The organism is Mycobacterium sp., assembly GCF_049647605.1.
In the GTDB taxonomy this organism is placed as follows: domain Bacteria; phylum Actinomycetota; class Actinomycetes; order Mycobacteriales; family Mycobacteriaceae; genus Mycobacterium.
In genome coordinates, this window is the sequence record NZ_JBARXZ010000122.1 from 1 (window position 1) to 10,599 (window position 10,599).

8 protein-coding genes and 2 pseudogenes are annotated in these 10,599 nt (G+C 66.1%); 6 read left to right on the top strand and 4 right to left on the bottom strand.

The window, feature by feature from the left end; genetic code table 11:
• Together WBB07_RS16270 and WBB07_RS16275 are read right to left on the bottom strand one after the other, a co-directional pair.
• A pseudogene (locus tag WBB07_RS16270) lies at nt 1-374 on the bottom strand (Hsp70 family protein); the annotation flags it as partial.
• Between the two features lie 77 nt (nt 375-451).
• The gene (locus WBB07_RS16275; RefSeq protein WP_526309427.1) at nt 452-1,528 is read right to left on the bottom strand and encodes an NAD(P)H-dependent amine dehydrogenase family protein; all 1,077 of its coding nucleotides are present in this window, start codon (nt 1,526-1,528) and stop codon (nt 452-454) included.
• Between the two features lie 187 nt (nt 1,529-1,715).
• Between WBB07_RS16275 and WBB07_RS16280 the strand changes: the two genes are divergently transcribed.
• From WBB07_RS16280 to WBB07_RS16290, 3 genes are read left to right on the top strand one after another with little or no spacing between them, the layout of a single operon-like run.
• Nucleotides 1,716-2,993 carry a PE-PPE domain-containing protein gene (locus tag WBB07_RS16280; protein WP_526309428.1) on the top strand — a complete coding sequence of 426 codons (1,278 nt, stop codon included), beginning with the start codon at nt 1,716-1,718 and terminating at the stop codon, nt 2,991-2,993.
• 49 nt (nt 2,994-3,042) lie between these two features.
• Entirely contained in the window at nt 3,043-3,783 is a 741-nt protein-coding gene (locus tag WBB07_RS16285; protein ID WP_526309429.1) for an SDR family NAD(P)-dependent oxidoreductase, read from the top strand.
• A 12-nt stretch (nt 3,784-3,795) separates the two neighbouring features.
• Complete coding sequence (locus WBB07_RS16290; protein ID WP_526309430.1) at nt 3,796-4,242, top strand: hypothetical protein; 447 nt, start codon at nt 3,796-3,798, stop codon at nt 4,240-4,242.
• On the opposite strand, the gene WBB07_RS16295 is transcribed toward WBB07_RS16290, so the two are convergent.
• Entirely contained in the window at nt 4,239-5,573 is a 1,335-nt protein-coding gene (locus WBB07_RS16295) for a DUF5005 domain-containing protein (protein WP_526309431.1), read from the bottom strand. The two genes, WBB07_RS16290 and WBB07_RS16295, sit on opposite strands and share 4 nt — an antisense overlap.
• A gap of 403 nt (nt 5,574-5,976) precedes the next feature.
• Between WBB07_RS16295 and WBB07_RS16300 the strand changes: the two genes are divergently transcribed.
• Both WBB07_RS16300 and WBB07_RS16305 read left to right on the top strand, forming a co-directional pair.
• Nucleotides 5,977-8,043 carry a DUF4185 domain-containing protein gene (locus WBB07_RS16300; RefSeq protein ID WP_526309432.1) on the top strand — a complete coding sequence of 689 codons (2,067 nt, stop codon included), beginning with the start codon at nt 5,977-5,979 and terminating at the stop codon, nt 8,041-8,043.
• A gap of 146 nt (nt 8,044-8,189) precedes the next feature.
• Nucleotides 8,190-9,311, top strand: a complete 1,122-nt coding sequence (locus WBB07_RS16305; RefSeq protein ID WP_526309433.1) for an alpha/beta hydrolase — start codon at nt 8,190-8,192, stop codon at nt 9,309-9,311.
• Nucleotide 9,312: 1 nt separating this feature from the next.
• On the opposite strand, the gene WBB07_RS16310 is transcribed toward WBB07_RS16305, so the two are convergent.
• Nucleotides 9,313-10,152: an SDR family oxidoreductase gene (locus WBB07_RS16310; protein WP_526309434.1), complete on the bottom strand. Its 840-nt coding sequence runs from the start codon at nt 10,150-10,152 to the stop codon at nt 9,313-9,315.
• 145 nt (nt 10,153-10,297) lie between these two features.
• Between WBB07_RS16310 and WBB07_RS16315 the strand changes: the two are divergent.
• Nucleotides 10,298-10,599: pseudogene (locus WBB07_RS16315) on the top strand (CsbD family protein); the annotation flags it as partial.

Consider the following 10,599-nt stretch of genomic DNA (forward strand, 5'->3'; position numbering starts at 1 on the left):
GCCACGGCGTGTTGCAGGGCCGCGACAGCAGCCGGGCGCCAGTGGGCCGGGTGGGTCACGGCGGCGACCTCGGGCCGGCGCCGATGTCCGCCGGCAACGTAGGTCAACGCGTGCAACGCCTCGGCGAGCACCCGCTCGCTGTGATGGCTGGACCCGTCGGACGCCAGGATGCCGACCGGATCACCCACCCGGTCGACGAAGTCGGTGACCACTAGGCCCGGGTCGTCGCCGGGCAGCTGCGGATACTCCCCTGGCCGACCCAACATCGGCGGCCGTCTCCGGAAGACCGTCAGTACCGGTGCTCGCAGCACCGCGGCATCAGAAGTCACCGCTGCCAATGTCGTGGCGCCCACTGACAGTCCAACTGCCTGCATCGTCGGTCCGCCTCCTCGAATTCCCTGTCATGGGTTTCTCGGTTCGGGACCTGCAAGCGTTACGACAGCAAACGCAGTTATCTGATGGTGCCGAGGCCGGGGATCAGTGGCAGATCCAGCGCCGTCACCCAGCCGGGAGGCAACGCGTTGACGGCCGCGACCGCATTGAGAGCCCGCAGCCCGGTGGCCAGGCAGCCGGCGGTCGCGGCATCGCGGCCCGAACCGTCGGTGAACCGGAACGCGGTCTCCTGGAAGATGCTCGGGGTGCCCTCGATGTCCACGCGGTACACGTCGTCCTCGCTGCCGGATGGCCAGTCGGGAGCCGCGTCGTTGCCGATTCGGTTGACGTGTTCCAACTGGATTCGCGTCTCACCCCGGTAAACGCCGTTGATGGTGAACCGCACCGCAGCCACCTGACCCGGTTCGATGACACCCTTGACGGTTTTGCGTTCGGTGGTGGTGACCCACTTGTCCCAGGTGGTGGTGATCTCGTCGAGTTCGATACCCGCCGCGTGCGCGATCATCGGCACGGTGGCACCCCAGGCGAAGATCAGTACATCCGGATGCTCCAACAGCGGCCGATACTCGGGCTCGCGCCCGATGCCCATCTCGAACTCGTAGTCGCCCTCGTAATTGGTGTAGTCCAGCAACTCCGAAGCCCGGACCCGGCGGACCTCCGAACACAGGCCCATGAGCGTCATCGGGAACAGGTCGTTGGCAAACCCCGGGTCGATCCCGGTGGTGAAACAGGAGGCGCCGCCGGCCTCACAGGCGTCGGCGATGGGCTGGGTCCAGTTGGGGGGATTCTGTTTCATCGCCGGCCACACCCACGGGGTCATCGCTGTGGAACAGACATCGATACCGGCCCGCAGAAAGCGGGTGATCAGGCGGATGTTGTCCTCGGCGTGCGCGGCGGTGGGACCGTAATGCACCAGCGCGTCGGGTTTCAACGCGATCAGCGCATCGACGTCGGCGGTGGCCGTAACACCGACCGGGCCGGGTAGCCCGCAGATCTCGCCGACGTCACGACCCACCTTGTCGGGGTTGCTGACACCGACTCCCACCAGCTCGAACTCCGGGTGCTCGACGATCTCCCCGATCACCATTCGACCTACGAATCCGGTTCCCCAGACCACGACGCGCTTCGCAGCCACACTGCCACCTTTCTGTTGACACCGATGTCCGAGCCACATTCGCACGCCTGAGCTGTCGGTGAAGCGCGATTGCCGCCGACAAACCTCGGCGTTGCCGGGAAGTTCAGCGATCAACGATGTTCCAGCAAATTCGTGCCGTAGCATTTCGGCGGTTGGGGGGCAGTCTCGCGTCGGCTGGAGAGGACACATGACAACATCACGGAGTAGACACCGTTTGCAGCGGCGCCGCGGTGGCCGACGCTCGTTACCGTATTTGGCCGTTGCGGGTGTCACCGCCGCCGGACTTGTGCTCGGCTCCGCCCCCGCATCGGCGGCGCCCAGTGTCTACTACCTCCGTGGCACGAACATCGGCAACGTCTCACCGGATCCGGCGTTCGGCAGTTGGGTCGACAACGTGCTCACCGCAACGTCCGTGGACCACGATCAGCCGACCAAGGTCGATTACCCGGGCGGCTTCTGGCCGCTGTCGAAGGGCTATCTCGGTGACCCGACGTACAACCGGTCGGTGTCTCTGGGGGTTGCCGGCCTGAACCAGGCCATCACCGACGGAGCCGGCGGCGAGGTGATCGTCTTCGGCCACTCCCAGGGTGCCGTCGTCGCCACCGAGTACCTGCGCCAGCATCCCGGATCCGATCTCACCTTTGTGCTGACCGGCAATCCGAATCGCCCCAATGGCGGTATCCTGCAACGGTTCAACGGGCTCTATGTTCCGATTCTGGACATCTCGTTCAACGGTGCCACCCCGACGGACGACGCCACCACGATCGACATCGCCCGTCAGTACGACGGCTGGGTGGACTTCCCCAGGTACCCGCTCAATCTCGTCGCCTCCGCCAATGCGCTACTGGGCATCGTCTTCCTGCACGGTAAGTACGAGGAGGCCATCACACCTGAGGTGCTCGCCGGACTCGAGCCCACCCAGCACGGCAACACCACGTACTACCTGGTGCCCACCGCCCGGCTGCCGCTGTTGATGCCCTTCGAGGGCCTCTTGCCCAAGAACGTGCTCGACGCTCTCGATGCGCCGCTACGCCAGATCGTCGAACTCGGTTACGACAGAACCGATTACGGCAAACCGACACCGGCCGGTCTGCTCCCAGATCGGAAGCCGGCCGCGGTGGCTCCCGAGCCGAATTCCGTGCCCGACGACCAACCCGGCGGCCGATCCGTCGATGACGCCGATACCCAGCAGCCGTCGCGGCAGCGGGCGGGGTGGTCGCACCGGCGCATCCAGAAGCCGGACCGGACCGACCAGCTCGCCTCGACCGAAACCGCTGACGAGATCCCTGACGAGACCGCCGAGCCCGCAGCGCAGCCCGGGCCCGGCCACTCCGGCACCAACACCACAGACAACAAGAAGGACCAAGGCACCAACTCGACGGGAAAGCGGCACTCCGAGAGCGATTCCGGCGCCACGCAGCGCCGCTCGAAAGCCGGCAAGGACAACAGCACCTCTGCCGCCTAGTGACTCCTCGACGGGCCGCGCCGACCGGACATATGAGACAGTCAGTCTTATGACAGACCTCACGGGCAAAGTCGCCCTGGTAACCGGTGCATCGTCAGGACTCGGCGCGGCAGTTGCGCAGCTTTTTGCCGCCCGCGGAGCGCAAGTGTTCGGCATCTCGCGTGACGCCGAGAAGATGGCGGCCGTGTTCGCCGACGTCCCCGGCGGCGCCTACGAGTCCGTCGATGTGGTCTCGCCGGATGCGTGTGCCCAGGCGGTGTCCCGGTGTGTCGAGAAGTTCGGCCGCCTCGATGCGTTGATCAACGTGGCGGGTTTTCACACGATGCGGCACACCCTGGACGTCACCGACTCCGACTGGGCCTACGACCTCGCCGTCAATCTGAACGGGCCGTTTTTCCTCATTCGGGCCGCGCTGCCGCATCTGCTGGAGGCAGGCGGGAACATCGTCAACGTGTCGTCGATCGCCGGCATCGAAGGTGAGGTGTACTCAGCCGGCTACTGCGCCGCCAAGCACGGTCTGGTCGGGTTGACCCGGGCATTGGCCATCGAGTTCACCGCAGACAAATTGCGCGTCAATGCGGTCTGCCCCGGCGGGATGGTGACCGCCCAGGCCACCGAGTTCGCCGCACCGGAGAACGCCGACTGGAATCTGATCCTGCGCATCGCCTCACCGCGCGGTCTCATGGATGTCGCCGATGTCGCCAAGACCATCGCCTTCCTCGCCAGTGACGACGCCTCGGCCGTGCACGGCGCCGTCTACACCGTCGACAACGGCAAGACAGCGGGCTGACACAAGCGCACAATGAACGCCGTGGCCACATCACCGGAGTTCGCCGACAGTGCCAACGGTTACGTCGCCACCGAGACCAGCGCTGCGGTGGCAGGATCGGCAGCCACCGTTGCCAGCACTGCCGTGGCCGGATCGGCAGCCACCGTCGCCAGCACCGCAGTAGCCGGTTCGGCAGTCACCGTCGCCAGTGCCGGCGTGGTGAGTTCGGCGGCGACCGTGGCCAGCACTGCGGTCGCGGGTTCGATCGCGACCGCAGGCAGTGCCGCCATCGCCGGAAGTGTCGTCATTGCAATGTCTCTCGCGGTGGCCGGGAGCGTCGCGTGTGTGGCGTGTGCGTTCTGCAAGAAGTGCATCGCCTGCGTCGGCTGCGTGGGCTGCACCAACTGTGTGGGCTGCATCGGGTGCTACAACTGCTCGGGTTTGCGTTTTGCCGTCGGCAAGCGCGACGTGCGCAACTAGCTCAATGATGTCCGCATCAGCATGACGCTGTAGGTGGACCAGAGCGACAGCGTGAAGTACAGGTCCGAGCCGGTCGACCACGGGTGGATGAAGGGGGCGTAGATCCCTCCCGGCACCTCGGTGGTGTTGACGATCGTCTTGGCCTGGCTCCACGGACCTTCCGGTTTGTCGGCGGTGCGCATCACCACGTTGTTGAGGGTGTTGGTGTAGAGCATGACGAACTTCTTCAGGTGGTCGTTCCAGGCCACCGACATCTCGCTGCCGGGTGCCCACACCACTTGCAGCGCCAGATATGGCGTGTTTTTTATCCAGCCAAACGGCGTGTAGTACTCATAAGCCGATAGGTCGGCCACGGAGTTCTCCGAAACCCTTGACAGGAAAGGCATTCCACCGCGGCCGGCACCCGTGCCGTAGTTGTAGACGTAACCGCCCGAGCGCAGATAGGCCGCCATCTGGAAGTTCTGGTATCCCCAGACGAACGGGACACCGGGCACCGTGTTGAACCAGCTGGGCCGAATACCGGTGCGCGGCACCGCCCAGTTCTCCCCATTGTCGTCGCTGACCGCAACCGCCGAGAAGTTGGTCGACCACTGACCCGGGTTGCCCCATTGGCTGACCGACATGAAGTTCACGTATTGACGGTTGCCCACCGAGATTCCGGCGGTGGGGATGACGGTGACTTCGGTGGCGGCCAGACCGAGGCTGGCGATCACCTGTCGAGCAAAGTCCGGCCGGTTCTGGGTGACGGGTGATCCGGCGTAGATATCGCCGTATTTCGGGTTCGGAATCCGCATGCCGTCGGCCAGGTTGCGGTCCGAGCTGCGAAACAGCGTGTTCTTGCGCCACTCCTGATCCTGGACGCTGCAGTTGCCGAATGTGTCCCCGAAGGCGATCAGCACCTGCGGGTTGGTGCTCGACCCGTTGTCCCAGACGATGCCGAGGTCGGTGCCCGAGATGCCGAAGCGTTGGTAGGAGTCGCTTTCCGGGCCGGCCAGCCACTGCACCCGGGTGGCGGTGGAGGCGGTCGGCGCGGCCGCGGCACGCGCTGAGGTCTCCGGTGCCACCGCCGAGTCGGCTTGGGCGGGCGTTAGCCCGGAGGGGTTGTACACGGCACCCGGTTTGTGGCCGATCGGCAGATGCAGGATCGGTAGCTGCGGTAGCTGAAACGACGGCGGGGCGATCCCGCGGGCCGCCGGACCGGAGGTGGCGCTGGACGTCGGCACCGAGCACGGATCGGCAGCCGCCGGTGCAATGACGGCCATGGGCAACACACAGGCGGCGACCGATGCGGTCACTGCAGCCAACGAGCCACTTCTGGTGAACGCCGACATGAGACCTTCCGGGGCGGTTTTGCACTGGCCACTACCAGGCATTTGCTGTACTTCCACGCTCGCGACACCGTCCCCGACGCACGATATCGACTGTGACAGTAGTGACCCATGTGGCAAATGCTGCGGCACAGCCGACACTCGATACCGAGCCGTGACCGCCGCGTGACGTACGCCGCCGGCCACGTGGGGCCGACGATCCGGCGCCTGCGCGACCAACCGTCGACGCTCCAAGCCCGCCGGCCGACACCCCGCCTGGCCTGTCAAAAACGGGTGCGAACATAACGTTGCGACATCTTTACCTGCGATGATCCGAGATGTCGGCCAATGTTGGTTAACTACCCGGTAAGTTTGCTCCGTCAACAAGAGTCGGGGGGCTCAGTCGATTCCCGGAGGGCTTATCCAGATGCGTTCGACCAATAGTGCGGCCACTCACATCGGCCGTATCGGCGGCTTGGCAGTGGCACTGGGGGTGGGCGCCGCAATCGCCTCCGGCAGCGGCCTCGCGTGGGCTGACAGTTCGGACTCCGGATCGAGCTCCAAGAGCTCGTCACAATCGAGCGACCGCGGCACCGCGAAGACGGAACGTTCATCCAAGAGCGACCGGGCCGACAAGTCCACCACCAAGGACACCGGGTCCGGCACCAGCGCCGGTTCCGGCTCGAACACCGGTTCCGGCTCGAACACCGGTTCTGGCAAAGGCAGCGGTTCCGACGACGACACCGACTCAGACAAGACCCCCGGCTCGAGCAAGGTCCGCGACCGCGATTCCGACGACGCGGCGGCCGAGAAGTCCTCGCGAGGCCTCGCCGCCTCCAAGATGGCGTCCTCTGCGGCCTCGCGGAAAAGCGTGTCGTCCGAAGATTCCGCACCAGAGCAGCAGCCTGCGGTGAAGTCGGCACCGGTGACCACCGCCGCCGACACCTCGGCGGTCACCAACCCGTCGGTGACCTCGGAGTCCGCCGTTACCGTGGACGTCGCCAACGACGACGCGGCCATACCCGTGTACGTCAGCCGGCCGTCGAAGTCACTGGCAGCGACCATCACCGCGGTATCAAAAGAATTGGCTACCCCGGTCGTCGAGCCACGGCCGCGGCTGGTGACCCGCCTGCTCGGCGCACTCGGCATCAACTCCGCGGCCACCAACTCCCCCGCCACACCCGCCCAGTCGCCAGCCATGGCGGCGCTGCTGGGCTGGGTGCGCCGCGAGGTGGAGCGCACCGCCACCCCGGCCGGCCCGTCAGCGGCCGCCGCCACCTATGCCGCGGCCGCCGTCGCCGACCCCTGGCCCAGCAAGCTGGACTCGCGCCGGGTTGGCTGGGTGACCGGTCCGGGCATCACCAACCTGCCGGGCGGCTTCAACATCTACGGCACCGACCTGGGCATCATGTGGGACGGCGGCACCATCGACGGTAAACGCTTTGTGCACGTGGCATTCGGCGATACCTTCAGCGGCCCGAACATGCAGGGCGGCTGGCGCAACAATGTGCTGTTGATCAGCTACGACGACCGGTTGAACAACGGTCTGACGCTGGCCCCCACCGGCCCGGCGTTCCAGTTCATCCCGCGGTCCAACGGCCAGGTGGGGTGGTTCGGCTCCGAGGTGACCGTCATCCCCACCGCAGGCATCCACATCAACGGCACGCAGTACGTCAACTACATGTCGGTGCGGTCATGGGACACCCCCGGCCGGTGGACCACCAACTACTCGGCGATCTCGCAGTTCTACCCGGGACCCAACGGCGGCGAATGGCGCATCGTCGGATCGACCATCCGCTCGTCGGGCTGGTTCCGCTCGACCACGCCGTACCGGCCCGGCGACCAGAACTTCCAGCAGATGGCCTACGTGTTGCAGCCCGAAGATCAGGTGGCCGACGGGGATCCGCGCTACCTCTACGCTTTCGGCACCCCGTCGGGGCGGGCCGGATCGGCCTACCTCTCCCGGGTCGCCGAGGGTTCGGTGACCGACCTGTCGAAGTACGAATACTGGGACGGCGGCAAGTGGGTCCGCGGCAATGCCGCAGTGGCCAAGCCGATCATCGGCTCCAACAAGTCGTCGGGACTGTTCGGCTTTGTCGTCGACTGGGCCAATGATCCGCGAGTGTTCGGCGGTTACTTCGGCGGGCTGTTCGGCCCCAAGACCGGCGGCAATGTCAGCGAGATGTCGGTGCAGTACAACGCGTATCTGGACAAGTACGTCGTGCTGTACGGCGACGGCAACAACAACATCCAGATGCGTGTCGCCGACACCCCGGAAGGGCTGTGGTCCGACCCGGTTCAGCTGGCCAGTTCCGCACAGTATCCCGGTCTGTACGCACCGTTCATCCATCCCTGGTCGGGTACCGGCCTGATCGTCGACGGCAACGGCGACTCCGACTACAACAACCTGTACTGGAACATGTCGCTCTGGGGCCCGTACAACGTGGTGTTGATGGAGACCGACCTGAGCTCCCTCAAACCGATCCAGGTCTGACACCCGAAGCCTCCGGCACCCTCGGATAACAGCGGGATCACAGCTGCCCACGCGGTTGATAACAAACCGCGTGTGCGGGGCCGGTTCTGCGGTCTGCCCGCGGTTAGCTTGTGCCCTGTTCGGTATGGAGGGGAAGGGTGCACCCAGTGGCAATCGGATTCGGCTGGTCGCGTCTTGGGCGTCGTGCCCGCAAGATAACCGCGGTGGCGGGCGCGGCGGTACTGTCGGCGTTCCTGATCAGTGTCACCCCGGTGCCGACCGCCGAGGCGTTCTCCCGTCCGGGCCTACCGGTCGAGCATCTCGACATCCCGTCGCCGTCGATGGGCCGCAACATCCGCGTGACGTTCCAGGGCGGCGGCCCGCACAGTGTGTACCTGTTGGACGGCCTGCGCGCGCAGGAAGATTTCAACGGCTGGGACATCAACACTGCGGCCTTCGAATGGTTTTACGAATCCGGCATTTCGGTGGTGATGCCGGTCGGAGGTCAGTCCAGTTTCTACACCGACTGGTACCAGCCCGCCGCCAACCGCTCCGGTGCGGTCACCTACAAGTGGGAGACGTTCCTGACCCGGGAACTCCCGGCCTGGCTGCAGGCCAATCGCGGTCAGGACCCCACCGGCAACGCCGTCGTCGGTTTGTCGATGTCCGGTGGTGCCGCCCTGACGCTGGCCATCTGGCATCCGCAGCAGTTCATCTTCGCCAGCTCGCTGTCGGGATTCCTCAATCCCTCACAAGGTCTGTGGCCGACCATGATCGGTGTGGCGATGGCCGACGCGGGTGGCTACAACGCCCGGAACATGTGGGGGCCTGGCAGCGATATCGCCTGGCAGCGCAACGATCCCACGGTCAACGTTGCCCGTCTGGTGGCCAACCGCACCGCGCTGTGGATCTACTGCGGCGGCGGGATGCCCGCGGAACTGGACAGCGGGACTGATTTCGGCACCAATTTCAGCGCCCAGTATCTGGAGAACATCACGGTGGCCTCGAACAGGGACTTCCAGCAGAAGTACCTGGCAGCCGGTGGCCGCAATGCGGTATTCCAGTTCCCCGCCAACGGAACTCACAGCTGGGGCTACTGGGGTGAGCAGTTGCAGGCGATGAAGCCCGACATGGTGCGCATCCTGACTGCGCCCCCGGCCCTGCCCGCGGTGCCGATGCTGCCCGCCCCGCTTCCGGGGGTTCTTCCCGCGCCGCTCCCGGGGGTTCTTCCCGCTCCGGTGCCGGCACCCCCGGCGCTGCCGGCGGCGGCAGTCCTGCCGGTCGGCTGACTCACAGCACGGGCTGCCCACCGGTGACGGCAATCCGCGCACCGGAGATGTAGCTACCCTCGTCGGAGGCCAGCAGCACGTACACCGGCGCCAATTCGGCCGGCTGGCCGGCTCGGCCCAGCGGGCTGGTGTCCCCGAATGAGGCCACCTTCTCCGGTGGCATCGTCGCCGGGATCAGCGGCGTCCACACCGGTCCCGGCGCCACGCTGTTGACCCGAATCCCCTTGTCGCCGAGCAACTGCGCCAAACTGGCCGAGAAGTTGGCGATGGCGGCCTTGGTGGCGGCATAGGGGGCAAGCTTCGGTCTGGGCATGTCGGAGTTCACCGACGAGCTGCCGATGACCGAGGAGCCGGACGCCATGTGCGGCACCGCGGCCTTGACCAGGTAGAAGTAGGCGCCGATGTTGAGCCGGAAGGTGTAGTCCCATTCCTCGTCGCTGATCTCGTCGAGCGACTCGTGGCTCATCTGGAAGGCGGCATTGCTCACCAGGACATCGATCCCACCGAATTCGGTTACCGCCCGGTCGATCACGGCGCGGCAATGCCCCGGTTCGGAGAGGTCACCCGGTACCAGCACACACCGTTGGCCCGCGTCCCGCACCAGCGCAGCGACCTCGGCGGCGTCGTTGTCCTCGTTGAGGTAGGAGATCAGCACGTCGGCGCCCTCGCGCGCGTAGGCGATCGCCACCGCGCGTCCGATTCCGCTGTCACCTCCGGTGATCACCGCCCGTTTACCCGTCAGCCGGCCCGAGCCGCGATACGACGACTCGCCGCAGTCCGGCACCGGATCCATTGCCGACTGGACACCTGGCACTTCTTGCTGCTGTTGGGGAAATCCCATCATGATCCTTCCTGCAGGGGCATCGGGCGGACTGCCCGTATCAAGCCGGGCGTACAGCTCGCCTACCCGCAGCGGCGGCGTCAAAACTGCGGTGCCTCGAGTCACAACGGGTTTGAACCGCCGCGCACGTGGAACCACGACAGACATGACGGAGCATCACAGGGCCGACGAGGCCCGAAAAGGACTCATGGACTCGGTGAAGGGCAGGGCGAAGGAAATCGCCGGCGCCGTGACCGGCAATGATTCGCTGACCGCTGAGGGGCAGCTCGACCAGGCCCAGGCCAGACAACGCAAACAGGCCAACGCCGCCGACGCGGTCGCCGAGGCCGCGGCCGCCGAAGCTGCGGATCAGAAGACCGCGGCCCAGATCGAAGGGGCGCACCAGCGCCGGGAGAGCGCGGCCAAAGCGCAGGTCGTCGAGGACGCTGCCCGCGCCCAGCAGCGGGT